The following is a 26,913-nucleotide window of genomic DNA, read 5'->3' as shown; positions in this document are numbered from 1 at the left end:
CGGTGAGGGCCAACCCGTTCAATCAGACGCCGGCCGAGGTAAGGCGCCCCCGACAGCGGGCTTGTGAGCAGGCCATTCGCAATAGCCGCGATAGATTCAAGTGAAAGAAAGCCAACCTTGTTTGCCGACACAACGTGCCGGAAGAACCTTTCTACGTCGAGTGAGGGGTCGCCCTAGCGAAGTTGTGCCCATTCATGTTCAATCTGGCTATACCAGCTGGAATCTACGGACATAAGATTTGGGCGTCCTTTGGTGAGTGATGCGAACGATGATACCTCACCGTGGTTGTTACTTCGACGCCTTGGGCAGGGCGAGGCCCCGTTCGCGACAGCTTGAATCAATAGCGCCGTCCTGCCCTAGCTGGGCTGGTCAGGTATCTGGCAATATGGAAAAAGTCCGATTTACCACCCGGAGTTGGCTAGGCGTATGCCTTCAACCCAAGACCGGCGAGCTTCTTTTCGTGGTCTGCTGACGAGGCTCAATGTCTGCACGATACCCTCCGTCTCAGGAGAAGCCTTTCGATGGATGAGGTCAAGGCGACCCGGTAGTTACAGCAGAGCGTTTCCGGACGCTCGCTCACCCTCTTCGCATACGCGTTGAACAGGTCCGGCTTACCCGTTCCAGGACTTGTGATAGAGCAGTGTATATCCCCTCCGCCAACGATTCCAACCGATAGTTGCCTACCAAGGCTGGAGAGGTGAATCAACAAAAATGCGGCTGTTATATGATTCGAGCATTTAAGGGTTTTCAGTGCTTTGTACGAGCTTGCAGGAATATCGGAGCGGCTGAACAGCATTGCATAAACCCAACAAAAACGCATCTGCGAGGAATAATCTAATGACAACTGACAGCGACGCGGGCGACCAAAGCCAGCTTTCAACCGGTGGCGGGCAAGCAACGCAGGCAGGAGTGAGTTTTCAAGCCCGGCTAAGCGCCTATTTTGCCGCACTGGGCCTAGGGGAGCGTTCCCTAGCCGTCATCGGCCTACCCAATTCAAAAATAGCATCGATACGCGTCGAAACAGAGGCCCCCGTCGATGACATTCTGCTGACCACTGAAGAGCAAGGGTACGTCGCAATACAGGCGAAAACAACCATCAGCATGAGTGCCGCCCCGGGGAGCGCCATGGCCAGCGTCGCGGGCCAGATTGTACGGTTCTGGCTAGCAGCGTCATCTGGTTCGGGTTCGCTAGGGTGGGACAGGTGTCCGGACGCCGCGAGGGACAGGCTCGTTCTTGCGGTTGGACCGTCAACCGGACTTCCGGTGCGAGCCCACCTTGCGGACGCGCTTAACGAGTTCCGCGGCAACGTTCCTATGCATACGCAACCGAGCAATCGGCGGTCCGCGCTCGAGCAATTCATCGGACTGGTAAAAGCTGCATGGGTTGACGCTGCGGGAATTGAGCCACCACAGACGGACGTCGATTCACTTCTGAGACTGTTTTGCGTAGTAACTTTTGACACCGACGCCGCGCACAGACTCCTCGCGGAGGAAGCACTGCGTGACGTCATCGTCGACCCCGACAAAGCGAGCGATGCATACACCGCCCTAGTAGACCTCTTTATGACCTTCGGTCGTCTACGCACCGGCGGCGACCTTCCGCGAATCCGTCTCGCATTGTCAGAGTTGCGTACTGCTGCGGGCGAGTCTGTCGCTTTGTTACCCCCTCCAGGCTTCAGAACAGATATACAACGACTCAAGCAACGCAGTGAGCGTGTGAGGTGCCGCCTAGAGGGATTTGAGAGCCTTAAGTTCCGAGGGCGGCCGCTTCACATTTCTCGACCATGCACTGATTCGCTGGTTGCACTTGCGGAGGAGGGTTCGACGCTTGTAATCGGTGAACCAGGAGTTGGAAAAAGTGGCGTACTAAGTGAGACCGCTAGCCGACTTCGAACGGCGGGACATGACGTCGTCGAACTGGCTGTTGATGAGCTCAAAGTGAGCAATATGGCCGAGCTCGACAGAGAGCTTCAACTAACCTCTTCCTTAGAAGATGTATTGGCTAACTGGGGAGGCGCCCGCCGCGGATTTCTGGTCATTGACGCACTTGACGCATCACGCGGTGGTGTGACCGAAAGCGTATTCCGCGTTCTAATTGAGCGTGTGCTAGCTTCTTCTGGCATGCAGTGGACGGTGATTGCGTCCATTCGTACATTCGATTTGCGACAAGGCGAGAAACTCCGACGTCTATTCGCAGGACAGCCTGCCGCCGATGGGATGTGCGATAAATCATTTCATAACGTCCGTCACCTTCTCGTTGCACCTTGGACGGAAGCCGAAGTCAGCGTTCTTATATCGCAAGCACCGGAGTTGCAAGCAGCCCTGGCGGGTTGTACTCCCAAGGTGAGAAACCTTGCGTCCGTTCCTTTCAACATGAAGTTAATTGCTGAGCTGGTGGAAAGCGAGGCGATACAACCACTTTGCACGGTACAAAGCCAGAGTCAACTGCTTGCGGTTTACTGGCAATCACGCGTCGATACTGTAGGTGAGCCGCTCGAAATCTTCCTTGCAGACGTAGTCTCGAAAATGATTGAGACTCGCTCACTCAAATTGGAGAGACTACTGGCGGCCAGAATCGATGCCGACCAGTACAGAAATGCCGTCGGGAACGGCATTCTGACGCTCTTGGATAACGAGAGATATATTGGATATCGGCATCATGTCCTGTTCGACTATGCAGTGAGTCGTCTATTTCTCAACCCGTTCGAACTTGACGAATTACGCGGGAAGCTGGCCCGCGACAACGACTACGGCCTTCTTCTCGGCCCGTCCGTAGGCTTCATGCTACAGAGCGTCTGGCATCAAGATGCAGAGAGATATGCATTCTGGATATTGGTGATTTCGCTGCTAAGAGACTCGCAAATTGACCCAATTTCACGGACCGTCGTCTCTCGGATTGCCAGCGAGCTTCCGAGCGATACTCCTGACATAGTGGGACTTGGTCGCGTATTACGTGAGATAGGAAGCACTGATTTGTCCGGGGTCCAGCGAGCGCTCGGCGACATAGTAGGTGCATTCGGGGTGGCGTTCGAAGAATCATCCTCGACGATTTCACTCTCCGTGTGGGTAAAGCTTTGTTCGGTGCTAGCAGAGTGTCCCAGCCTGGCGCCGGGGATTTTGCGGGTCCTTCTGCTCCGTTTGGTTGGCTTCCCTCCCGCTTCGGCGTTCTTGAGTGAACTAGGAGTGGCTAGCAGAGTGCTTTTCAACTATGCGCTCGACCAGTCACAAAGCGCTTCGAGTCTTGTGGTCGCGGCAATTAACCTTGTTTGCGACACCTACTCGTCTGACCGTGATTCATCGCGTGCATGCCTACAGCGCTTACTCGAGCCCGAAAGGATGGTCCTGCATGCGCACACAGAAATTCCGTGGCTCGCTCGTAAAGTCGCGAATTTCATCAACGCAGACCCGACGTTTGCTGTACAAATTTATGGCGCCGTTTTCGGGCATGACGTCACATCCGATGAGCGAACGCACATCTCTCCCAGCCAAGTCCTGTCACTTTCCTCTACTGCACGACAGGACTATGGAATGGCGAAATACTCGTTAAAAGAGGCCATGCCCTCATTTCTCGAGACGGAACCGGCGCAAGCGACGCGTGCAGTAGTCAGGGCCCTTGAGGCACATCAGAGAGCCACGTCGGCAGCGGACGAAAGCGTCGCCCAAAACGCAATCATCTGTGGTAGCCGAGAAGTACGTCTAAACACAGACTGGAATTCGTACTCGTCGATAGATTTTGAGCGGCCATCGTACGGTGATATTGGCGGCATCCTGCGCGCGTTCGCCGAAGCGATTGCAAAATCACGCCGAGATAAATGCGTCAGCGCTTCGGATGAAGTTGTCGCAATCAACGAGCTTGCAGTCGTATGGGCCGCACTATTCGATGGTCTGGCTAGACGGGTTGACAACCTCGGCGAGGACTATTGGGAAATTGCGAGGAATGTCGCTTTCCTTTTTGGCAGCGGCACACAGAAGCACGCTGTTCGACTTCTGTCCAGGTTCTATGCTAATCGTTCGATTGGCGAGAGGCAGGCGTTTGAAGAAGAAACACTTCGACACGATTTTTCTGGATACAACGACCCGCCAACTGCACGCGCTTATATTTTGCGCGGGATTTTTGGAACGATAGGTAAGAGTTCATTGGTGTCCGCTGAGGCAGTCGAACTGGCGGAAGAGGCTCCACATCAGAACGCCGATATACGTGCAACCTGGAGCCCTACCGAAGTCGTGTCAAGCACATTGGGTCGGTGGGAGTATCTCAGAGGCACTGGCGTGCAAGTGAATGAGCCAGAGACGGCGACGTTGCTCGCGCTAGCTGATGAAGTCGCAAAGGAGATAGACACCGACGCCGGTTCGAAGCAGTTGTCAGCCAATGATGTCGTAGAACTGCAGCCCCGGGTTACCGGTCTATTAGATAGCATTCGCAAAGCGCGACAAGCAAGCGTACATCCCGTTGCGGTGGCCGCCGCGGAGGATGTTCTTGCACGCGCATGTCAACGCCTCCTGAGTGTCAGAGCCAAGAGAGGTAGCGACATCAGTGAGCAGCGGCAAACGCTCCGCGCCATTGTCGTGACGCTGTGTAACTCAAAGTCGCCCGAAGGCGGCCCCGAAGAGGAAGCCCGCTTCGAAAAGTTCCAGGGTTATGCAGTCGGAGCAAGGGTCCCGGCCGCTGCCACACTTCTACAAGAATTGGCAACGTCGTCAGCAATTGACGACGGCGACCGTGCGCTACTGAAGCAGCTTGTCGGTGACAACCATCCGGCAGTCCGCGCGGAAGTGGCACAACACCTTACGAGCATTTGGCGCAGCGACAAGCAGCTCATGTGGGAGTTGGCCAAGAATATTGCTACGCAAGAGTCGAATTTTGGGGTTCTGCAACTCTTTGCTGGCAATTTTTTGTCGAATGTTCTCGATGCGGACCCCGCGTGCAGCGAGGTCCTTGTTACTGAGTTGGTTTCCCGTGTATCCACGCAAGATGAACCACATACGGAGCTACTTTCGCTTCTAGCCTCGTCGCTGGCTGTTCTATGGTGCGGACATGGTCGCCCTGCGAGTCACGCTGTTTTGCATCGATGGCTTGGACAAATTTCCACTTACAAGGGGCCTCTGGGCCAAGCATCTTTCACGGTCCGAGATTTCCTGATAGTTGGGCAGAGTGGACAGGACCCACAAAAAGGCACCGTCAGGCTTCGCACGCACGAGTTCTTCCTAGACATAGCGAAGGCGACGGGAAGCGTACTTACTGGGCACTACCGTGATGTGCAAACGGGAAGCGTTGAGTCGCAAGATGTGCCAACGTTGCAGGCATCCGCAGAGCTTCTCGACCAGGTGATGTCACAGCTGTACTTTGTATCAGGCGCATTTATTTCCAGAGGACATGCCGAAGGCCTAAAAAGCATCTCAGAAAAATCGCGGTTCCTGGAAGAAGCATCCGAAACTCTGGGTTATGTGGCCGATGCCGGACACTCGAAGAGCATCCATCAGTTAATTGAACTGCTTAAGTTCCTGCTACCGGCAGAGCCGGCACTAACCTTTGACCTTGTAACTCGGGCCCTTCTCGGCGCCGGAAGGTTGCAAGGATATCAAGCCGACGGTATGGCTATTGATTCTGTCGTCAAGTTCGTAGGTGAAGCTCTTGCGGACTATCCGCAAATTTTTGCTCAATCGGACCGACGTCGACGTTTGATTGATTGCCTTGAGCTTTTCTCAGAAGTGGGCTGGCCGGCAGCGCGACGGCTACTGTATCAAGTGTCCGAGGCGCTGAAATGACCCCAGACGCAAGGAGAGCTCAGTTCAAGCGAGCCTTAAACGATGCAATTACAGACTTTGCAAGAAACCCAGCTCCCATTGGAGGCGGAGGTGTGGCGGGCGTGCATGTTGGTAGCCCATTGGAGCACGTGACGCGTCGCCACATACTCGATTACATGCTCACTGGCCTCGGTTGGCAATTGACAAGTCGCGGCACGGACGTTGCCGAGGAGGCTCGCCTGAAAATCGATTCCGACGAAACCCTCTACATTGACTATCTCGGATTCAACAAGGACTCGCAGCAGCCGCTCCTTATTTTTGAGGCTAAGGCATACGGGAAACCTGTGCCGACTCGCCGCACCAGAACTCGCCGGCAAGCGCCAGTCTCGCCTATCACCGAGTACCAGGAGGTCGTTCGACTTCTGCTTGACGGAATCGCGCACTGGAAGGCAGGCGGCGACGTAGATACCTCACCGCTTTTGAAAGAATGGGCGGAATGGATTGAACAAGTTGGGACCTACGTAAACGGCATTGCCCAAAGCGCTCAAAATAACGTTGCAAGAGCCGCTATCTCTGATGGCAACTGGCTCGTGATTTTTTCGAATCCTGGAATGGTCTTTTCAAGCTCGGAACCGTGTGATGCAGACACGGTGATGTACTTTCGGCCCGGGTCGCTAATCGAGTGCTCTAACGACATCTACGATACTTTAGCCAGAGAGTTTGTCGTTAACGAAATTCCATCCGCGCTACATCCTACCGAGTTGCCTTCCTACGTCACCGAAGATACCGTCGCCGCCGTTTTTAGAGCAATGTGGCTGTCCCGCCCGGTAAATGATAGAGGTCCTTTCGAAGCACTGCCTCGTATTTATGTTCGCGCTGCATTGGTAGTAGTTCGGGATGACGGCCAATGCCTGGTCGTTGTGAGCAATGACGAAGAAGAATTACCGTATAGGGACCTCAGAGTCAACTTGCCACTTCATTTACGGCAACTCGGAAACCAGTCTTCGGCACTGCATGAGGAGACGCTGCGGGCAATATCTCTTCCAGAGATTTCCGAAGCCACGGAATTCGATGCACCGTCCTCTGCCGCCATCGGCTCTCCGACGTACATCCGGAGCACCGGTACAGCTAGGCTGGCCAAGCTGGTACGTGAGGTTCACTCAAAGGTTGATACATTTGTAATTATCCTCGGACAGTCGACACACTACCTGCTCGACGGGTCAGAGTACGATGCGTGTTCGTATCACAATTTCGGTTCATGCGAGGCAGAAAGGAAGGCCGTTCCAGTTGCAATTTATCGACCGACAGTCGAACCCGCCGCGTTTTTTTGGGACGGTCAGCAACACTACTGCTCCCACATTGAAATGTCTCATCGACGCTCGCAGGTGAACTGTCACTTAGCTCCCTTCGAGCAGTTCATGTGTTGCAGAACCTGTGCATTGCAGACGACATGCTGGGAATCCGAGGAGCTCGAGTCAATGCCTTGCTTAACCAGACAATAGCGCCTTCGCGCTCAGGCTGGTGAATTTGCGCGCTAGCGAAATTCGCGTGGCGAGGAGTCGTACACGAAGACGTCATTACGCTCATTGTCGAGCCCGTCAGTTGAATGCCGGAAATTACACTGCGTCTGCCGGCGTCCGAGCCGCCGCAGCCGGCGCGTTGCGCTTGAAGAACGTGAAACCATAGCCGTCGCCGGGTGTGAACGAATCGAGTGGGGATGACGAAAAGCAGAGCCAGAAGATTCATAGCTTCTTGGCCAGACTCGATTGGGCAAGCGCAAATTTCGGCTCTGCTGCTGATATTGCGGCGTTTGCCGAGGCGGCATCTGATAAAGCTAGGGACGAGCACTCTCTCTATTTCATCGGACGCGAACTGTTCGCACGCATTCGAGCCATCATACCCGCGAATCAACGCTGCTCTCACCTTTCACATCTTTCGGAGCTAGCTCTCGCGGAAGATGCAAGATACGAAGTCGTTGAGGCTCTTACTGATGCCGTAGTGGACTGGTATGCGACGTCATTGGCAGTTCGTGACTGGTGTGCTACCGGTTTGCCTGCGGTGATATCGACGAAGCTGATGACGTCGCGGCCGACCCCGCTCTGAACGCTTCAACTCGGTGATGCGGAAGCTCGCAGAGGCGTACGAAGCGGCGGAGTCTACAGGCAGGAGAAGCGACTACGACTTCAGCGACCGCCTAGATGCACAAATCTGGCTTTGCATCGTATCGAGCCTGAGCGCCGTGTGCCGCTCAGGCTTTGCCACACGAATGAGTGACTCTTCTCGACATTGTTATTCGTTGCGAACCTGCGAGCCGTAAAACTCGAGGCTGTTATCAATCACCTCAATCTTGATTCCCGGGTCCAAAGGGACTGCCGTGAGCACGTTTCGACGCACGGTGTTACCGTAGGCCTCCGCCTCCCACGTTACCTGGTAATCGAATTCGTCAAACGCCGTCAGACGTGTGACATACCGCGCATCTTCTAGCCAGTATTGACCATCGTTTTCGTGGGCATCCCCATCTTCGCGCCCGCCGAAATTCTTCGGGGTCAAGGTGATGGATGTCTTCTTGCCAGTGTCTTCTCGAGTAATAGACAGTCGTGCCTTTCCAAACAGTTCAGCCATGATGTGCTCCGTAGCGTGGGCAAACAGCCAGGCATTCGGTGGCAACCGCAATGCAGCGGCCACACTGCTGGCCAGGTTTTTCAAAGGGATGCGTTGGCTCGCCGGTAGGTTGTCCGCGTCGTGAGACACGCGGACTCGGCGCCACTTCTTAGTATGCTCGGTGGTCAACTCGTCACATCGCAGCGAGGCTGCTGCGAAGGAGCCCATTACAGCACGACACTTCGAGCTCGCGCAATCGTTTTTTGAAGACAGCTGCGCGAAGAATCGTGCTTGGCGAGAGACCTTCTTCGGCAGAGTATTGCCGCGCATGCCCGACGCAAAGCGACTTGACGCGCACATGCCTGGTTCAGTATATTGACGGACGAAACCGTGCTTCGGAGCGCGTCAGACCTCTTGGCTTCCCGCCACGAGGCGGCCCTCGCCGGGCTATTTGATGTTGCACGGGTTCTTTGAGGAGCGTGGCCATTATTGGCCGGCCACGTGCGTCCATTCGGCCTTTCGGCAACGCAAACAGCACACCGAGCCCGGGTTGAGCTAATCAACCTGCACCTTGGTCGGTTTCGCGAGTCTCGCGAGACCCTATCTGTTTGCGTCTGTACACGAGAGGTCCGTCATGATGATTTTCAAAGATAGCCACATCCCAGCGCAGGCACACAAGCGCCTAGCGAAGCTGCTCGCCGAGATGTTCCCGAATGCCGAAGCACTGCCGCCCGCCAAGGACACCACGGCGTATGTCCTGTGCAGTCTGCGCTCGTGGCGCGACATGGCAACGGCGTACTCCTCCGAGGTCGAGCCGACGCCTCTTGATGAAGACTGCGGGCACAAAGCCTTCGTTGTTCGTCGCGCGGAACAAGCCGAACGGCTGCGCGAATTCTTCGCCGAGCACGGTCACCCCCTCGACACAAATACGGCCGCACAGCTGATGAGCCGCTGGCAGCCTTCGGCAAGGCGCCCGAAGGAAAGCGTCGCGCTGTACTACGAGTCGCAGGCCAAAGGCCAATCTACCGGCACGGAGAAATTCTGCCTGCAGCTGCTACAGCTCCTGCAACTGCTCCCGCGCGTGCCTAGCGAAGCAGACGTGAAGCTTTTCCTCGCCAACATCCGCTTCAGCGACAAAGCGTGGACCGAGCGCATCCAAGTCGAGGCAGGCATCGTCGCGACCTACCTAGTGAACCAGCGGACGAACCCGGCTGCGGCAATCGGCATGCGCATGCTTGAGGCCCTTGTCGCTGGAGGCTTCAACTATGCGCGGGTTTCGCTCGCCAAGGCACTCGCCTTTGGCTGGGGCGACGAAAACCACGGCCGTGCGTGGGGCCTCGCGCATACCGCACTCACGGAAAAGTTCCTCGCTCGCGACTCCTACATTGAGCTGTACAAGGTGATTGCCTGGCTCAGCATCAATGGCAACAAAGTCCCGCGTAACAAGCGCACGGCTCTCGCCATGTACCTGCGCGCAGCAGCGCTAGGCGATGGGCCGGCCGCCCTAATTGCATCCCACTACTACCTGCCCCTGCCGGCTGGTCACGAGCGCGATGAGTTCTCCGATGTCGTGCGTCCCAACAAGGAGCGCGCGGAAAAGCTGTTCCATCTGGCGCTTGCCCGCGGGTACAACCCCTCGACAAAGCAGTTCCCGCTGGAGGCGTAATCATGGTCAAGAAACCGCAAAAGCCCAAATCGCTGCTCGAGATTGGCTTCGAGACCGGCGCCGAGGCCGGCGAGGCGCCCGACGCGTTCACGATGTCGCGGTACAAGCCGGAATTCGTGCTGGGGTTTGTCTCAGGCTACAGCACTGCGGAATCGGTTCGTCAGGCTAACCGTGACGTTGCTGCCGTCATGGCCGCAGACTTGGGTCTGCAGTATGGCCTGCCACTCGACACCTTACTGCGCGAGCTCGAATTTCGGCCGGACCTGCGCAGCATCGTCGAAGATGCGTATGACGCCGCTGCGCATCCAGACAGTGTGAACTAAGTTCGTTGGCCCAACGCTATTTCGCACTTCAAGCCGCCTTTGGGGTGGCTTTTTTCTTGCTCGCGACGATGCTGGCACCTATGTACTCGCGGCTTGCGCCTTTGCGTACTACGCCTAGCCATGCACTCGTCTTATGCGCAATAAGCGCGAGGGAGCTTGACCTGCAGTTCCGTGCTACATCTGGGTTTCGTCGTAAGGCCCATCTACTTCATGCCAGCGACGAAGTATCGTCAGGTCTAGCCAGTCTGCAGCGCGGCGAATCCAGTCAGCATCAATCACACCATCGCTTGAAGAGAGTTTTTCGGCCTGGAACTTGTCGGCAAGGCTCCTCAGCCGATTTGCCCGCTCAAGTCGGGCCGCCCACTCTTCGACTTGCTTGAGACTCTCCAGCGCCTGCGTTCGTAATTCGGTCTGGCGCCGCTCCTCCGCGGCCGTGGCTTCAGCAATGACTTGGCGCTTCGCGTCAATTTCGGCTTTCACGCTCCGGCGTACCGCGAGCGCACGAAGTCGGCCGACGAACGCCACGATTTTGGTTTCAACAGACGCGGTTCGACTGTCGCCAATTTTCGCCAACTCATAGCTGCTATTTGGCTCGGTCACCGCAATTTCGAACTCGCCCGTTGGATGATATTCGTACTGCTGGGTGTGCAAGTTGAATCCAACTTCTTCGTTCTTCTGTCGTTGTTCGCGCGTCAGAGGCATAGGCTCCCGCCGGCTGCGCTCGCGAATTTTGAACGACAATTTGAGGTCCAGCACGGAAACGAATGCTTGAGTGGCGCCTTTAGCATCGGCAGAAATAGCGTAGCCTGCGGCCATCACCGATTCGAGCACAAGATTGAGTAGCAGCACCGCGCGCAGGCCGTTGGCGTTTGATGCGTCGACCCACATCAGGCCCGCGCCGTCACACTGGCGCCATCCCTGAGCATCGCGCCCCTTGCCATCAAGCCTCTTCGCGACTCGCTTGGCTAGCGGCAAACAGTCCTCCAGGGAGGTCCGCAGGGGTAGGTTAGGTATCGCAGGGCGATGCGGTAAGTCCTCTTCAAGACTTTCACGATATCGGACATCGAATTCATCGTCTAACGGCCCAGCGTACCTAGGGCAAAGCTGAACAAGCGGGTAAATCGGCGACGTGTCAGCGATTTGAACTTCGCCAAGTGATGAGGCCGAGCTTAAGCCCTTGCTTTTCGGCCCTCGCAGGCCTGTTGGGCGGGCACTTTGCCCGCCTTTCGCCCACTATGGGCGTACCGGTGCCATCAGTTTCTTGCGCGACAGGTAGACGTTCGCCAGTGCGAGCGCGACGAACGCCCGGTTGGCGTTCTTTGCCAGCCCTCGATAGCGCACCTTGGTAAATCCCCACAGGCGCTTCACAACCGCGAAGACGTGTTCGACTCGCGCCCGGATCTTCGACTTGTTGCGGTTCTTGCCGCGCTGCACCTCGTCGACTTCGCCGCCCGCACGGCGCGTGCGCTGATTGGTATAGTCGCGCGCCCTGGGCGCCTTGCTGTGGATCAGTGCCTTCTGGCTCGCATAGGCGCTGTCGCCGTAGACGCGCCGCTCCTGCCCGTGCAGCAATTGCGGCAGTGGATGCTTGTCATGCACATTGGCGGGCGTGAGCACCGCGCTGTGCGCCAGGCCGCTCTGGCTGTCCACACCGATGTGCAGCTTGGCGCCGAAATACCATTGGCGACCCTTGCGGGTCTGATGCATCTCGGGGTCGCGCGCCTTCTGCTCATTCTTCGTCGAGCTCGGCGCGCCGATGATCGTCGCGTCCACGATGGTGCCGCTTTTGAGCTTCATGCCGCTGGCCTGAAGGACCCGGCCGACTTCGGCAAACAATTGCTCGCCCAGTTTGTGCGTCTCCAGCAGGCGCCGGAATTTGAGCAGCGTCGTCGCATCGGGCACACCTTCGCAACCCAGGTCAATTCCGGCAAAGCGACGCAGGCTGGCGCTGTCGTAGAGGGCCTCTTCGCAAGCGAAGTCGGCCAGATTGAACCAGTGCTGCACGAAGTGGATCCGCAGCATGCGCTCCAGACCAATTGGCGGGCGGCCATTGCCGCGCTTCGGATAATGCGGCTCGATCACCGCGCACAACTGCGACCATGGCACGATCGCATTCATCGTGTCGAGAAACTCGTCGCGCCGCGTGCGTTTGCGGTGGGTCTCGAAACCCGCACCTTGATCGGCTGCCATCGCCAGCGTCTGCTGTTTCATCCTGTTCTGCCTTCCTCGTTTAATCCGATCTCTATAACGCTTGACGTGCCAGATTGGTGGACTTAATCAGTGTTGCCCTAGAACGGCGATAAGTCGTTGGTCCCTTCGTCGTGCCAAGCGGCGGGCTCTTCACGGCGCGGCCTGCAGCCAATTTTGCCCAGTAGCCGACCCGGTGGAAGCGGCACCTCGAGGTCCAGACATATTTTCCTAAGCCCGACGTCGGAAATCGCATAGCGTCTCGCAACCTTCGTAACCGGCTCCGCCCACACTTCCTTATAGAGCTCCTCGCGTCGAAAGTCGGTGTATTCCCAGCCCATCTTCGTACCCCCGCAGAGAGAAGTCGAACCAAAAAAATCGTCTGCGCGAGCGACGAAATCTCGCGTTGACGAACATACCTTCGCCGTAGGCTTCGGGACCGATACTACTTTCATTCCCCCCGCGCGGCGAGGTCCAAGTTCCGATATTAGGCATGCTGCGCTTGACGCTCAGGGTATCGAGGACGTACTCACTGGCGAAGCTGCGCACTTACTCAAGGGTCGCCGAAATGCTTGACAATAGCATTCGCAAGTTTTCCAAAAAAGCCTATAACAAAAAAGCGTCTTTTTGCCCCGCAATGAACGATTCATCAGTTCAATCGCGGCCACCCGAAGATGAAGTTGAACAACGAAAGGGTAACTCGCCATGAACGCTGTTGAGAGTGAACGGCAGCCTGCGCCTCCCGAATCTCGTTGCAACTGTTGTGTCTGGCTTTTTGATGTTTTGACTAATCTAGGGCCTCCCTTTATCGCGTTGTGCCTCATCGCTTCCATTTATAATCGGCTTGGCACCGTCGGAACTGCCGTTGTCATCGGTCTTATGGCTGTTGCCGTAGCAGCGGGAGTCGCCTATGGCAAAGAGAAGTTTCAAAAGAAGCGCGAGAAACAGACGGTCGACGAACGAGATATTCAACCAACTTTAGACAAGATGAGTTGGGGGTTGATGGCCGCCGTCCTATTGCCAAGCGCCGTCGATGAAATTACGCAGGCGTTTTATTATCGTGGTCACATACACTGGTTGACCGACAAAGGTTTCAGCTTTGTTTCCGGCAGTATTTTCAACGGCCTGGACGTGTTTTCTTTGGCGTTCGGCATCGTCATGATATTCGCGCCACTATTTGCACTTCCAATCGGAGCTGCGTTCGAGAAGTTGCAAAAGAAATTTGGCAAATTAAATCAAACGAAAGATGAAAACACCTTCGACAAAGGGCATTCAAATAGCATCGCCGTCACACTAGTGCTTCTTGCGGTAATGGTAGTCGGGACGATTGTTTATTTTGCCCCCGTTGCAAATCACAATGAGCCAAACTTCAATCCGCCCGGGCCACCTCCGCTATATACTTGGCAGCTTGTGATGGGTTCGTTAGGCATAGGATTATTTCTCGCGGGTTATCTCGGCAACCGCAAAACGATTTTCGAGCTCTCCTGTCAGTCTGACCGCGCCGAAGACGACGATAAACTGCTATGGTTAAGAACGCTGAAGGCGCTCACGTTCGAATCGGTCGTAATACCCCCGCTGATTGGTTCCGCAGCCTTGGTGAGCAACACGTTGGATAGCGCGTCCACGGTAGTTTACGGTCTTTTCATTTACAGCGGTTTCAGCGTTTGGAATCTTTCCGTCAAGGTTATCGGCGGGGCGAGCAATCCGCTCCTCGGTGTAAGCGCAGTAGTCCTCCAGTTTTTCTATAGCTTTCTGATGACCGTTCTCTGGGTTGTGGTGTTCTGGAAACTAGAGGAGTTCGTGAACGACGGGCGAATATTCGATGCCGTCCTCAGGGTATCGCTTGCGGCTATTTTTGTTCAACTCGTTTTCGGTCCAGTCTATCGCAATGCTTGGGGAAACCATCTAAGTGACCGCTGGTTCCTCGAAGGTCCAGAATACAGTATTGTGGCGACTATTATTTGTCTTGGGTTGGGAGCGATTCCCGAAAGGGTCGATTACAAGCTGTGCGTTACGGGGGCTGCCATCTTTCTATTGGTCTTTGTACCCGCGTTCCTCCTTAGGAGAAGTATGACAGCGTACGTTCTGATTCGGGTTAGGCCTGGCAGAACAGGCGAGGTGCGGAAGGCGTTGCTTGCCGAGGACGTGGCGTCCGCGGTGCTATACGGAGACTACGACCTGCTCGCAAAGGTGGAACTGCCGGGAAGTCTGAGCATTTTCGGGTCGAAGGCGATGGCTGACAGTATGAATTTGGGCCTGCTTGCCGCCTTGGTGAAACGAGCGGTTCGTCGAACGGATGTCGGAGTTACGGAGACTCAGACACTTCTAGACTTTTCGCACGCCGTACACTTACCAACGAACGGGCGGGCCTCGCAGCGCGGCGCCGGTGAGAAGAGGTAGCCATGCCACGTTGCTACATATTTGCGACGGTGGCCATCGACGACGAACGGCGTCCGCCTGACAGGCTAAGGGAAGAGGTCAATGAACTCGCGAAGACGCGCATGAAAGAGCTAAGCGAGTCGAATAAAGCCAGAACTACGAACCATCTTTGCGCTGAACTAAAAGGAGATTTTCAATTTCTTTTGAGATTTGATTACAGGACTCTCTTTGATGTCGCTACGGCCGTCCTCGATAACCGGTTATTGTTTTGCAATCAACTGTCCCGGACACTTACTGTGCTGGAATATCCGGATAACAAGACAACATTAAACCGGGTGGTAACAGACCCGTTCGCAGAAACGTTCACGCGCGGCATATTGTTGTTGCAAGAGAAAATGGGAACTGGCAGCTTTGGTACGGCACAAGTCGTCAAAAAAGAGTTGGAGACAGTTCTCGGCCCATCAACGATAGTAGGTTGTTTGGATGTATTTGGTCCATACGACTACTTAGTAGAATTTACTGCAGTGGAGCCCTCCGACGTCGACGATGTCATGAAGGAACTTCAAAGGGCAAAAGAGCTCTGGCGGAGAGGAGTTAGATGGACTGGCATGCATTGCGCGCCCTATGAGTTCGGAGGAGGACGTGCAGGAGAGCAATTATCCTTGCCGCTAAGGTTCCAGCCAAGATAGATATTTGGCCATCAGTTCGCAATTGGCCCTAGGGTAGCCCAGCCTGGCCACAGGTCGAATGGCAAACTTCTCGAACCAACCGGTCGCGGCCCGGCGACATGCCGGTGCCAGTAACTTGCCCTCAAGATTTCACCCACTCCTGAGAAGCACCTGCTGACTGAAGTCACAATAGGCGGGGAACTGGTCGCACGCGAGTGGAATGCGCGCAAGCGGTTGTGGACGCAAAAGAAAGCGGGGGGAGAATTGGAGGCATGGCTACGCCGGACAGCCACGGAGCGAGAGTCGCGGTGAACGTGCTTGCAAAGCGTTGGCCGCAAGACCATCTGGTCGGTGCCATTCAGTGGCTTCTGTTGCGCGACGCCGCAAGTTCGTGATGTCGCGCCAGCCTGCCTCGATGAAGCTCGTGGTCGCGAACGTCTCAGAAACAGCCTTGCAGGGAGTTTCCCATATTCAATCATCGCTGAAAACGTCAAAACCACTTACGCGGTCGTCACTGAATGAGTAAGAGACTACGCCTGCATCGAGACATACTTCGCCTCAGTCAGAAACAAAGACACATAGCATTGCGCCAAGACCCGAGGAAGGGTGCCGCGAGTCCAAGAAGGTAGACGTGACGGGCCGAAGCGTCGAAGGCGCTAGCTAATGGACGTGTAAGGTGCTGGCACCCACCCAAGAGCTTGCCTATATATGGATTTCGGAGTTTCAAATGGTGAGGCTGCGTTCTTCGGGCCAGTACGAACGATGACCAAATCATATTCATCGTCTGCTTTTTGGTGCCGAGTCTTGCCAGCGGGACTAAGAACCAAACGAAATGGCCGCCCCCCATTGGTCATCGCGGAGAGCGTTGCGGCCTCGTCGTGTATGAGCTTGACACGCGCCGGCGAAAATTTCTCAACTCGGGAATTCAGCAGGTGGAAAATAAAGCGATTCAATCCGTAGACTTTATGTGACACCCTTGTTTTCGCGACCAAAGTAATCAACTTTGGTGCATCATCTCTAAGCAGTCCGTGGAGAATCTTTGCCATACGGTCAGGGAATTTCTGCCAAAGTTCGCTCATGGCATCGAAGTAGACGCGGTCGAGCGCCTCGTAGATGCGAGCCCTATCATTCGGCAAGCTGTGCCAGTATTGGGCCCGAACAGCCTGGTCTTCAGCCAATGATAGTTTCCTGTGCATGGCTTCGAGTGTACGCGCTCCGTCTGGCTCAGAATCGATTTCAGTTGTTAGAACGGCTAGTACTTCAGATGCGGTCCTTGCGGCTGACGGGACAACCAGGGCGCGCCAGAAATCTTGAAGGGCGCCATCCCCGTTCCCGATAATAAGCACTGACGGTGCCGAGTCGAATCCGAGGAATTTGTCTTGTAGCGTGTCATTTGACCAGAAGGGTTTGCTTAGGTCCTGCGGAACTGGATAGGGTGAGTTGATGGCCGTATTCCACGTCGTCGCCTCAAAGCCATAGCCGGTGGCAAAAATCAAAAAATCAAATTTGCCTTTTCTTAAGGCCAAGTTTTCCTTGCTGAAACGCTGTGAAAGTGCAGGTAGGGCAGGGTCATAAGCATTGGGACTGTCGAACGTAACTTCGTGCTTTCGAAGCTTACGATTCCAATCGGTGTGGGTTAGATGCGTATTTCCGTGGTAGTGAAGATTCTTTCCGTTGGGATGCCTCTGAATAAATTTCTCCAATTGGATTTCCATCTCTTCTGCATGCGCGGAGGCTGTTTTTGTCCCAAGCATGTGAAGGCAGTCAAGACGCCATAGACTTTTCTGCTGACTGAAATGCGCCCATTCCAGCCACTCATACCCCGCGACGTGAAAAAAATCAGAAGGATATTGCTCCCAATTCCAATTTAAATGCGGCCAGTCATATTCGCATGGTGCGATGTAGCGAGTGTCGCAGGCTGTTTGCGTCGAGAACGGAAGAAGGTTCGCGTCGACGAGCGTCGTTGGTACCTTCTTCGCGGCAGCGGCCATTGCAGCGCTGGCACCGGCCGCACCCGCACCTACGACAAGCAATGTCGTGTCCTTCGTCAGCATCTTTGCTTGCAAAAGGCTCTGAACTACCATTCGGCTTCGAACGATGTTGTCTCGAATACTTATCCATCGTTGATACGCCGACAGGTCGACAGTTCTCTGCCGACCCTTTAGCGCCAATAGTGCAAAGGATTGATTCGACATGCGCCACCTCCAAGCAGTCTGCCTAGGGCCGACACTTCTAACGGACTGTTGCAGTCGGGGGAGCGCAAAAAATTCAGTCTTCAATCGGTCGAGCGGCGAACGCAGCAATGCGGCTTCGCTGTCTGTCTATATTCACAGGTATGCCCCTCGTCTTGAGGAGGTAATCGACTTCACTTTGACTCATGTCCCATGGACTTTCTGTGAGAAACGCTTCATTCAAAAATTCGTCATACACTGCCTCGACTTGGTCTGAAAGCCCTGCAGCGCCGTTATAGGAGTCGCTTTGATGGTTTGCGCTTGACATACAAACTCCTTTCGTCGGAGGTCAGTTTTAGGCGTCGCGAATGTAATGCGACGACATGGTCAGATTATCTTAATAAGTGCAACCAATGTGCTCACTGCCACACTAGATTTGGTGAGAATTTAGCCTCGAAAGTCTCACTTAACAAGGAAAATATAAAGAAATTTCCGCCGAATGTTGCGACAAAGCCGACATGACGCGACCGGTTGCGAGCGTGCGGCAGCTTATGGCTCAAAAGGCAATTTCTATGCCGCACTCATGCGGAGCCGCTTTAAACATCTGCGATACTTACAAGCTGATAGGTGTACAAAATCGGTCGTGCTTTTTTTGAGCAGCGACGTAGTTAATGTTGCATTAAAGGTCAGGACGCTTCGATGCCGACCATTCAGTCGCACTGTTTCGATGTTCGCGACTAATCCATATTCATTAGACGCGCAATGACCGCGTCTAATAAAAATTTCCTCCGCCCGAGAGCTCGACCGACAAGCGCGTTGAACTGGCCGCAAATCTTCTCTCCAACGGCGGCGTTGAGGTGGTTTCCCGGCAGCTGTCACTGCCGCCAGTCGTAACTGGACGCGTGCGGCGGGCGCTCTATTGCCTGCGATGCATCAGTGCAATTTTGGAAGAGGATGGACGTTTGATTCGCTGGCAGCCGCTTCGACAACCGGAATACGTGACGAATCGTGCAACGGCTCGGCCAACGCGTCCGTTATCATCTGGGGAAGCCCCGTCCCGAACCACTTCACCTTCTTCCGGAGGTGACCGACATACGAGTTCCAGCCGTCAGGGTTTCTGCGTACAACGCAGGCGTCAGGAGGGTGGCATGGACGGCTTCGTAAGGCATCAGATAGAAGGTGCGTCCGTCGACATCGACGTGATACCGGCTACGCCACGTGGCTACTGCGCGCGCTTTCGCATTTTCCGTGACGCGTCTGATAACCCGGAGTGGCACAGGGTGTATGTGTCGGGCAGTGTGTTCGATACGGCCGAACAAGCGGAGGAAGCGGCCAAGTCGATGGCGCTCGAACGGGTGCTGGCGGGGGGCGGCTAAGCCGCACCCATGAAAATTGCCGACCAACGGTCGGCAATTGAGTCTCCTGCGGTCCAGGACACGCTCTCGGCGGGCGACGCCGACGCCATACGCACGGCGCGCACGTGCTACGAAATCGGAGGTGGTGACCCGTTTGTCAGCGCGGCGGGAACGCTCATTCCCCCCGGTGTCCCGAGGAGGCACGCCTGCTGTTTTGTCAGTCACCTACGGACGACGCGTATCCGTCCGCGCCCGAAGCGTGCCCGGGCCAAATTGGATTGCAAGCGCGAAGAATCGCGATAAGTTTTTGGTAGATGGCGGGACGCTGACGGCGAAGCCGGCTCCTGTCAGCAAAGCAAAGGCTGCTGGCAATTATCTTCGCGGTCCGCAGCCGGCGATGTATCAGGACCCAACGTCGGGTGCGACATGGAGCGGTCGCGGCCGCGCTCCGGCCTGGATTGCTGAAGCCAAAGACTGCAATAGATTCTTGATTGCAGGCGGTGCCGAAGCCCGAAGTCTGGCGCGGGCTGGAGTGGTCGTGGTCGGGCGCCGGCATAGTTGGCTGGTGCCAAAGACCGGGCCAAGTTTCTGATTGATGGCGCTGCGCCGTTTGCGACTGACGCTGGTTCTGTCGGCAAGGCTAGTAAGCCGAAGACTGCTGGCAAGAGTGGTGCCGTTGCGAAGAAACTTGCGGCCAGGAAAACCATGACGAAGAAGGTGACCGCGACCAAGGAGCCGGCCGCCACTGAGACGGGGGCGGTATCGAAGTCGGAAGCGTCGAAGTTTGTAGCCACCGCACGCAAGCAGTCACTAGCCAAGAAAGCTCCTCGCAAGATGGCGGCGGTTGCCGATAAAGCGGACGTGATACAGCTCGCGCTACCGCATCTACAATGACGAATGGAGAAACAAATTGAGCGGACTACTGTCCAATCGCTGACGAGTTTGCGGCAGCCGCCGTACCTGCAATTTAGTTATGAGAGAGGAAATCATCGCTTCGCCCGAGGCAATCGCACTTACGCGCATAGCAACTGCGGCACGGGACGTGCAAGCAGCATCAGCTGCGCTGGAAAAGCATTTCGGCGACACCGGGGAAACTCAACCCTCGACGCTTGAACTCGCGCGCTTCGCTGCAGCAATGCAAGAACTGCGGGACGCGCGCGAGGAATTTGACCGTCTTCTATCGCAAAGTCCTCAGGGTTGATATAACTCCGACGACCTGCAAGGTGCCTAATGAATAACTGAGTGATTGCGCGAAGCCAAACTTGATTCAGTTTTGGTTTAACGTCTCCGTAGGGGGGATATGACTGTGATTTTCCTAAGTCAATGTTGCAGTCAAACCACCACCGGAATCTTAACGAGTCGTGTTGGCAGATTCGGGGTGCCCTTGAGAATTAGCTCGGGCTTCTCCGTTACCTTGGCAATGCCTGAGGCCCTGCCTTTCTTTAGAGCCTGCTTCAAATAAGGTTCCATTGCCTTAGCAACAGCCTTGACTGCGGGAACCACTACCGAATTGCCAAACTGGCGATACAACTGCGTGTCGGAGACTGGCAAAACAAAGCTATCCTCGAAACCCATAAGTCGCGCGCACTCACGCGGAGTAAGGCGACGCGGGTTCAGTCCGACGCCGCGATGCACCAGAATTTCGGACCCGTCCTTGTAGTAACGGGCCGACAAGGTTCGAGTCGTATCAATAGGCGTCACAACGGAGTAGCCAAACCCATTCCCTGCCTTTTCATGCTTGTCACGGTAGCCTTGCAGGTAGCTCCAAAGCTTGTCAGTAAGGACATATTTCGAGTCTACAGTTGATTCCGGTTCCAAGATGGAACCAAGCCTAACAGAACCCGCCTCGGGCCAGGTAGACTCGTCGGGCCACTCGAAGCCGACGTCCTCACGGAAGCCCACAATGTAAATCCTTTCGCGATGCTGAGGCGTCCAGCGCTTACCATCAACGACCTTCCAATCAATGTGGTATCCGAGCTCCTGTTCGAGTACGTGCTGGATGACACGAAACGTGTGCCCTCGATTGTGGGAAACGAGGTTTTTCACGTTTTCCAGCATGAAGGCCTTCGGCCGCCTCTCTTTCAGGATTTCGGCAATGCGGAAAAACAAGGTACCTTGAGCGTCGCAAGCGAATCCATGGGTCCTACCCATGGCGTTCTTTTTCGACACGCCAGCTAGCGAGAACGGCTGACACGGGAAGCCGCCCACGAGGACGTCATGGTCAGGAATAGAATCCAAGGGAACAGACCAGATGTCCCCAGCAATGTCCTCTTCGTTTTCCCTGTGGTTCACTGCATAGGTGGTGCGGGCGTACTTGTCCCACTCGCTGGTGAAGACGCACTTGCCGCCGATGTGCTCGAATCCCTTTCTGATGCCTCCAATGCCCGCGAAGAGGTCAATGAAGGTGAATTTTGATGCTGCCATGAGTAGCTTTCAGTAGTTGTTTGTCATTGGCAGAGGAAAGGATTGCTTCCCCTTGGATTCCTGGCGGTCATCGGACAAAAAATAATGACCTTCCTCGGCGCTGCTGCAAACAGAGCTTCCAAAACACACGCCTCGAACATGGACGCGGAAGTCGTGCCGGCCCATTAGAAGAAAGCAAAGGTCATCGGCACCGACTTCGGAAACGCCGCGACAATCGTCAAACCGAGTTCCGTCGAACAGCCTGAAGGCGCGAAACACCTAACTCAGCGTGGCGGCCGCGCCTAACCGCGAGAAAAGGACGCTCTGGCTCGCGAAGTCTGCGAAATTACACCACTTTACCAAGTCCTGCCTTCATTCGCCAGGAATGCAACTGTGGTCTTCATTGGTCCAGCAGTCTGGCGGCTCTGCGGGCATTGACCAGATTGCCCAACTCCTCCGCGGGCATCGGAGGGTCCGTCCGGTGGACCATTGAGTGGCAGTTCCCGCACAGAGGGATTAGGTCCTTTATCGGGTCAACGACATAGGCCGGCCCCAATTTTGACACGGGCGTGCAATGGTGTACCTCGATATAACCATCCCCCAAATCGCCATAAATATCAAGGAAGTCGAATCCGCAGGATTGACACCGAAGACCGTAGTGTTCGATGCAGGCGGCCCGATTTACTGGGCTGCGCTCATAGCGGTTCACTTCAACTCGCAGTTTGGCTCCCTCCGGCAACCCTTTCGTTGAGCTATCCGGGACATCCTGACACTCCTCTCCGGTGCCTGTCAGGGCAAGAACTAAGGCGAAGCATGCCGAAGCGACGTGAAAGGCCATTGTTTGTGTGTCGTCTGCTGTCGTCCCCGATGAGAAGCGGCGAGAGACGTCAATTTCAACTCGAGCCCAACGGTCCGGCAGTTCAATGCAATTCTCGCCGTCGTTGCCGTTAATGGCCACGTAAACCTGTGCACCTGAAGCCACGGCAGACCCTTTGGCACGGAAAAACGCTTGTTTTTGAGCTTCGCTAGCCTCAGACATGACCCGGAGAAGGGCTCCTGCGAAATTGTCAGCCTTAAACGAAGCCTCAAACTGTCGGTGCGTTCGGGAAAGCAAGATGGCAAAGCCGTTCCCCTGCTCCAACTCCGAAGGCCGCAACGCGTTGAAGTCCCCGCCGTCGACCGTCTCTGAGTGCGAGTAGATAGCGACCTGAAACCTGCTCTCGAGCTTGCGACGCAATGCTTCGATATCGAGCCCTTCGGACATCAGCTATCCCCATTTTCAACCGAGTCTGGCAGGTCAGCCACCAACTTTTTCAGGTTGCGAGATACCTCAATGCGGAACTCCTCGAACGCATCTTGATTCTCGGGATTAATGTTGTTGAGTTCCGCTTGCGCAAGTGCCCAAAGGAGGTAATCCAGGGCCTGGATGACCGTACTGTTGGATTTGTTGGGTAAATATGCTTTGGTGTAGAACGGATGGCCCGTATTCAGGGCCACCGCCGCCTTACTGTTCTTGCCAATAGTCGGTTCCCATAGCACCCCATGTTCAAGGGTCCCACTGGTGACGACGTGGGCGCTGCCGGCATCCTCCGAATTCAAAAGTCGGACCGTCGTCGTGGTCACGCCCGAATTGTTGTTGACCGTAACCTTGCCCGTCGTCTCGTCGACTTTGGAGACTGCGGCAGTCTTTAGGGCAGAACCCTTCTGCTCGATGACATTGCTAGCCGATGAGTGCAGCAGGACGGCCGCACCCTTGGCGACCCCGGCCGCTCCCTTACGATAGCGTGTTTCAGCCTCTCGTCGGGGCCCCGAGAGAAATCTGTCGCGCAGCCATTCATAAAGCCCCGAATTGAGCTCGATACGGGACTTCTTGATGTCCACCTGAAATGCATTGTCCAGAGTATGGTCGAACGATAGCTCAACACGAAGCAAGGAGTAATGCGGCTCCTGCTTAAACATGTTCATCCAGTCAGGGCCATGGATAAGCCGGTTTTCCCGGTAGATGTAGAGCCCTTGACGTTCGTTGGAAATTCGTGCCGCAAGACGATTCGCGTCAGAAGAAAATTCCTCCTTTCGAGGCAGCACAAAGGCACGCACGACGAATGAAGTCTGCGTTCCGTCCTGCAGCCGGACATCCATCTTCTTCTCGGCAACAGGCTCCTTTGTCTCGACTATGCAAAACGGGTCCCATGCAACAACAGGTTCACCGTTCAGCTTGATATCAACGTTGCGCTCGCGACTGTCATTGCCATCGAGGAACCGCTGAAAGACGACCCCGATATGGTCTCGGAGGCCTGACGCCAGCTTGTCGACAGTTTTCCGGATAGGCTGCCCGTCGGGAGCGTTTATTCGGTCGACGTTTTCCCATAGCACGAGCGTTCCGGGTCTACCAGCGGCAACCTCATCAAGCACTTGCGCGTGGGCAGCATCGGCGGCGGCAATCTCGAGGTCCCAACTATTCCGTTTTGCCATCTCATCGAGGTCCCACGTTGCGCGCAGCAATGGGGATGCGCCAGCGTCACGAGAGGCAACCGAAAGACGTCGGCAGAACGCCGTGGAAGCTGTTTTCAGGCCCATACCAAACTTGCCAAGGCTTTTGGCGCTGGCCCTCTTACTGGAGCCGTACTTCATCGCGTTGACGAGACCTTCCTCAGTCATTCCATGTCCGTTATCAACGACTGAGATGATGACGCTGTCCGCGAAATCGACCTCCAATCGAACATGAATCTTGTCAGCCCCAGCTGCGATGGAGTTGTCGAGGATGTCAGCAACGGCAGCATTGAAGTCATACCCCGTGTCTCGTAGGCCCTCGCTGATGCGAGCCACGTCGGGGGGGACGCTGATATGTTTTTCGGTCATGGGACTGCTCAATTTTCAGTTAACTCGAGTGGATGACCGTCCATCCTCCGCCCAAAACGAGCGTATCCCCGTCTATTTCCAGACTGGATGACGTGTTCGAGCGAATGATGTCGACCTCGAAAGAAGCGTTTTCGTCGCGTGAGAAGACCAGTGCGTCGTCAACCTTGGCGTCAATGGCACGCATGAATCCCGTCATACCTGTCAGGCGGTATTCGTTACGAGTCCCATCACCGAAGAGCTTGTTGTTGTAATAGATGAAGTTGAACTCCCAACGCTCCCGACTCTGTCGCTCGAAGACTACAAGTTTCATTCTCGGATTCTTAACCGTCTTGTCGAGGGACGGAAAGAACGAAAGGATGCGCTCTTCCTTTGGAACCAAAATACCTGCTTGGTGACCGCCCGTGGTCCCGACGTCGTTGGCGCTCAATCTCTTCCGAACTTCTTTTGTCACTTGTTTAGCTCCAGTCTCAGGCAAGCGGTGATATCTGCAGCGCCCGCGCGATGGTCATTGGGTCAACATTTCCGTCGTGACCGGTTACAGCTTCATCGGCAAGGTCTTGCTTGAAAGCTGCAGCACCTCTAATCACTTCTTCGACAGTTTGCACGTAGAACAGGTGGTGAACAGTTACGGGCTTCAATTGCTTTCTTCGATATGCGCGTGCCGACGCTTGGGCCGTGAGTGCGGGGTTCCACTCCGGGTTGTAATGAATCACGTGGTTTGCGGTCGTGATGTTAAGGCCGGAACCTGCCGCCTTGGGATTCAAAAAGAGTACGCCGTAACCCTTGTGCGCGAAGAACCGGTCGACGACCTCCTGTCGTCCGGCGCTGTCGACCCGGCCATCAATAAAGTCAAAAAAGCCCTTCGGGAATCGCCTCGGAAAATCGGACATGAAGAGGTCCGCGACAGCCTGGTAGGTTGAAAAAACGAGCGCTTTTTCCCCCGAGCTAGAGATTTCATCGACAAGTTCAATCGTCCGTTCGTATTTTGGCATCTCGACTGAAGGGTCGGTGTGCCAGTTCCCTACCAACGATGGATGGGCGCACAGCATACGAAGGCGCGTGGTCGCGACGAGACCGCCGGCAGCGCCGAACTGCTCTAGAGTGGCTTTGCGCAGAGCTTCATATGTCTGAGCAAGGGGCAAGGACATCCTTAATGCCTGAGGCACCTCAATCCGCTCGGGCAGGTCTTGCGCTACGTCCTGCACCTTTCGGCGCAACAGCATCGGGGCAACGATAGGCGCCAATCGCGCGGCGTCCTCCAGTTCGTTCCCGAACTGGGAGGTAAATGCGGTCCGTGCTCCGAGTAGGCCCGGCATGACGAAATCTGACAAGGACCATAGGTCATCAATGCAGTTCTCCAAAGGCGTACCAGTTATCGCTATCGAAACCCGGCGAGGTATCCGCTTAACCGTAGCTGACCGCTCGGCGTCGGGGTTCTTGATTGCCTGTGCCTCGTCGAGTGCGACTACGTTCCAATGAAGCTGATTGAGTATTTCCTCGTCGCGAATGGTCGTGTCATAGGAAACGAGAACGACGTCCGCATCTCGTAGCCGGCCGGCTGAGCCAGCCCGGTCTGCGCCGGCATGGAGTAAGACAGAGAGCGTCGGTGCAAAGAGCGCCAGTTCCCTGCGCCAGTTCTCTAGCAATGTTGCCGGAGCAACCACAAGGGACGGGCCGCGCCCGGCGTTCTTTTCAATCTGGAGCATTGCAATGACCTGCGCCGTCTTGCCCAGTCCCATCTCGTCCCCGAGGATGCAGCCGACGCCCTGTTCCGCCACAACGGACAAAAAAGCGACCCCTGATGACTGGTATGCGTAAAGCGTCCCAGAAAATCCGGCAATTTGCCCTTGCGTGTTGCCAACTACCGGTGCAGAGGCGTTGAACGCCACTTCATCGAACAGAGCAAATGGTAGGTCCTTCTGAGCGCGCAAGGTAACAAGGTCACCAATGGTGATACGCCCCTCCGTATCGATGCCTGCGGTCGTCAGCCAGTTGTGAGCTGTTCGCACGAGGTCTTCTCTTATGGGATACCACCGTCCGCCATGAATCAACTGGTCGCCAACTCTGTGTACCTGAACGAAACCGGTATCCGTGGCCAGACCAAGCGAAAGCCGGAGGTTTCGGCCATCAAATCCCGAGAGAAAAACGGCTGGCTGGGCCGGCTCGCGGGAGAATGTTAATCCGGCGATGTCTTCCACTGGACTACGAACAGCCTCGTCCCCGCAAATGCGCAACCGCCCGAAGACCGCCCGGAAGATATCGATTGCCGGCAGGAGCAGGCGCTCCCCGGTCGCTTTTTTGAGAAAAATTTGGGAGCCTTCGGCCACCCATGTAGCGCTGGTCATGACGACGATTTTCCGGTCGTATTGTGGTCGCTCAAATACCAACATTGACGCCAATGTTTACCATTAGCCAACAGTGTACTCATTTGGCCCATCGATGCTCCACGGCTGTCCCCGCGAACCGGCGCAAAAGCATCCGATGCGCGTGCTTGCTGTCACGCGCCAACTTGGGAGCGTGATACGTAATAGTACGAGAATGTTCGCTGAATTTGCA

General features: G+C 55.4%; 20 protein-coding genes and 1 pseudogene. 11 read left to right on the top strand and 10 right to left on the bottom strand.

The genetic code is table 11. The features are described from left to right. Window positions 1–837 precede the first annotated feature (837 nt). The 3 genes from OKW28_RS41680 (at window position 838) to OKW28_RS41670 (ending at window position 7,848) form a co-directional block, all read left to right on the top strand. Entirely contained in the window at window positions 838–5,766 is a 4,929-nt protein-coding gene (locus tag OKW28_RS41680) for a hypothetical protein (RefSeq protein WP_429454095.1), read from the top strand. Then, window positions 5,763–7,247: a hypothetical protein gene (locus tag OKW28_RS41675; protein ID WP_429454093.1), complete on the top strand. Its 1,485-nt coding sequence runs from the start codon at window positions 5,763–5,765 to the stop codon at window positions 7,245–7,247. Before OKW28_RS41680 ends, OKW28_RS41675 begins: the two co-directional genes overlap by 4 nt. Window positions 7,248–7,443: 196 nt before the next feature. Further along, window positions 7,444–7,848 (top strand): hypothetical protein, encoded by a 405-nt coding sequence (locus tag OKW28_RS41670; protein WP_429454091.1) that lies wholly within the window; start codon window positions 7,444–7,446, stop codon window positions 7,846–7,848. 186 nt (window positions 7,849–8,034) lie between these two features. Here OKW28_RS41670 and OKW28_RS41665 read toward each other — a convergent pair whose 3' ends face one another. Continuing rightward, entirely contained in the window at window positions 8,035–8,676 is a 642-nt protein-coding gene (locus OKW28_RS41665; protein WP_429454090.1) for a hypothetical protein, read from the bottom strand. 304 nt (window positions 8,677–8,980) lie between these two features. On the opposite strand from OKW28_RS41665, the gene OKW28_RS41660 reads away from it, so the two are divergent. Further along, window positions 8,981–10,012, top strand: coding sequence for a hypothetical protein (locus tag OKW28_RS41660; protein ID WP_429454088.1), 1,032 nt, complete (start codon window positions 8,981–8,983; stop codon window positions 10,010–10,012). A gap of 2 nt (window positions 10,013–10,014) precedes the next feature. After that, entirely contained in the window at window positions 10,015–10,335 is a 321-nt protein-coding gene (locus tag OKW28_RS41655; RefSeq protein ID WP_429454086.1) for a hypothetical protein, read from the top strand. A gap of 174 nt (window positions 10,336–10,509) precedes the next feature. On the opposite strand, the gene OKW28_RS41650 is transcribed toward OKW28_RS41655, so the two are convergent. Both OKW28_RS41650 and OKW28_RS41645 read right to left on the bottom strand, forming a co-directional pair. Continuing rightward, a complete protein-coding gene (locus OKW28_RS41650; protein ID WP_429454085.1) occupies window positions 10,510–11,310 on the bottom strand; it encodes a hypothetical protein in 801 nt (266 codons plus the stop codon). A gap of 258 nt (window positions 11,311–11,568) precedes the next feature. After that, window positions 11,569–12,546: an IS5 family transposase gene (locus OKW28_RS41645; protein WP_429449359.1), complete on the bottom strand. Its 978-nt coding sequence runs from the start codon at window positions 12,544–12,546 to the stop codon at window positions 11,569–11,571. Between the two features lie 681 nt (window positions 12,547–13,227). Between OKW28_RS41645 and OKW28_RS41640 the strand changes: the two genes are divergently transcribed. Continuing rightward, window positions 13,228–14,922: a hypothetical protein gene (locus OKW28_RS41640; RefSeq protein ID WP_429454083.1), complete on the top strand. Its 1,695-nt coding sequence runs from the start codon at window positions 13,228–13,230 to the stop codon at window positions 14,920–14,922. 2 nt (window positions 14,923–14,924) lie between these two features. Next, window positions 14,925–15,590: a hypothetical protein gene (locus OKW28_RS41635; RefSeq protein ID WP_429454081.1), complete on the top strand. Its 666-nt coding sequence runs from the start codon at window positions 14,925–14,927 to the stop codon at window positions 15,588–15,590. A gap of 635 nt (window positions 15,591–16,225) precedes the next feature. Here the strand turns inward: OKW28_RS41635 and OKW28_RS41630 are convergent. Next, a complete protein-coding gene (locus OKW28_RS41630; protein ID WP_429454079.1) occupies window positions 16,226–17,764 on the bottom strand; it encodes a hypothetical protein in 1,539 nt (512 codons plus the stop codon). Between the two features lie 73 nt (window positions 17,765–17,837). Then, on the bottom strand, window positions 17,838–18,068 hold the full coding sequence (locus OKW28_RS41625) for a hypothetical protein (protein ID WP_429454077.1): 231 nt from the start codon (window positions 18,066–18,068) through the stop codon (window positions 17,838–17,840). Window positions 18,069–18,888: 820 nt separating this feature from the next. Here OKW28_RS41625 and OKW28_RS41620 point away from each other — a divergent pair. The 4 genes and pseudogenes from OKW28_RS41620 (at window position 18,889) to OKW28_RS41605 (ending at window position 20,296) form a co-directional block, all read left to right on the top strand. Beyond that, the gene (locus tag OKW28_RS41620; RefSeq protein ID WP_429454075.1) at window positions 18,889–19,116 is read left to right on the top strand and encodes a hypothetical protein; all 228 of its coding nucleotides are present in this window, start codon (window positions 18,889–18,891) and stop codon (window positions 19,114–19,116) included. Window positions 19,117–19,474: 358 nt separating this feature from the next. Beyond that, window positions 19,475–19,591: pseudogene (locus OKW28_RS41615) on the top strand (H-NS family nucleoid-associated regulatory protein); the annotation flags it as partial. Between the two features lie 62 nt (window positions 19,592–19,653). After that, complete coding sequence (locus OKW28_RS41610) at window positions 19,654–19,989, top strand: hypothetical protein (protein ID WP_429454653.1); 336 nt, start codon at window positions 19,654–19,656, stop codon at window positions 19,987–19,989. 79 nt (window positions 19,990–20,068) lie between these two features. Then, complete coding sequence (locus tag OKW28_RS41605; RefSeq protein WP_429454074.1) at window positions 20,069–20,296, top strand: hypothetical protein; 228 nt, start codon at window positions 20,069–20,071, stop codon at window positions 20,294–20,296. Between the two features lie 131 nt (window positions 20,297–20,427). On the opposite strand, the gene dcm is transcribed toward OKW28_RS41605, so the two are convergent. The 5 genes from dcm to OKW28_RS41580 form a co-directional block, all read right to left on the bottom strand. Continuing rightward, window positions 20,428–21,519, bottom strand: a complete 1,092-nt coding sequence (gene dcm, locus OKW28_RS41600; RefSeq protein WP_429454072.1) for a DNA (cytosine-5-)-methyltransferase — start codon at window positions 21,517–21,519, stop codon at window positions 20,428–20,430. A gap of 379 nt (window positions 21,520–21,898) precedes the next feature. Further along, window positions 21,899–22,762, bottom strand: a complete 864-nt coding sequence (locus tag OKW28_RS41595; RefSeq protein WP_429454070.1) for an HNH endonuclease — start codon at window positions 22,760–22,762, stop codon at window positions 21,899–21,901. Further along, window positions 22,762–24,357, bottom strand: coding sequence for an ATP-binding protein (locus OKW28_RS41590; RefSeq protein ID WP_429454068.1), 1,596 nt, complete (start codon window positions 24,355–24,357; stop codon window positions 22,762–22,764). The genes OKW28_RS41595 and OKW28_RS41590 overlap by 1 nt, the downstream gene beginning before the upstream one ends. Before the next feature lie 19 nt (window positions 24,358–24,376). Next, window positions 24,377–24,808 (bottom strand): EcoRII N-terminal effector-binding domain-containing protein, encoded by a 432-nt coding sequence (locus tag OKW28_RS41585; protein ID WP_429454066.1) that lies wholly within the window; start codon window positions 24,806–24,808, stop codon window positions 24,377–24,379. 16 nt (window positions 24,809–24,824) lie between these two features. Next, on the bottom strand, window positions 24,825–26,702 hold the full coding sequence (locus OKW28_RS41580) for a DEAD/DEAH box helicase (RefSeq protein ID WP_429454064.1): 1,878 nt from the start codon (window positions 26,700–26,702) through the stop codon (window positions 24,825–24,827). Between the last annotated feature and the right edge of the window lie 211 nt (window positions 26,703–26,913).

The organism is Paraburkholderia sp. 40 (assembly GCF_050434105.1).
Taxonomy (GTDB): Bacteria; Pseudomonadota; Gammaproteobacteria; order Burkholderiales; family Burkholderiaceae; genus Paraburkholderia; species Paraburkholderia tuberum.
Note: the sequence above shows the minus strand (reverse complement) of the source record. Positions and strands in the feature narration are given on the sequence as shown.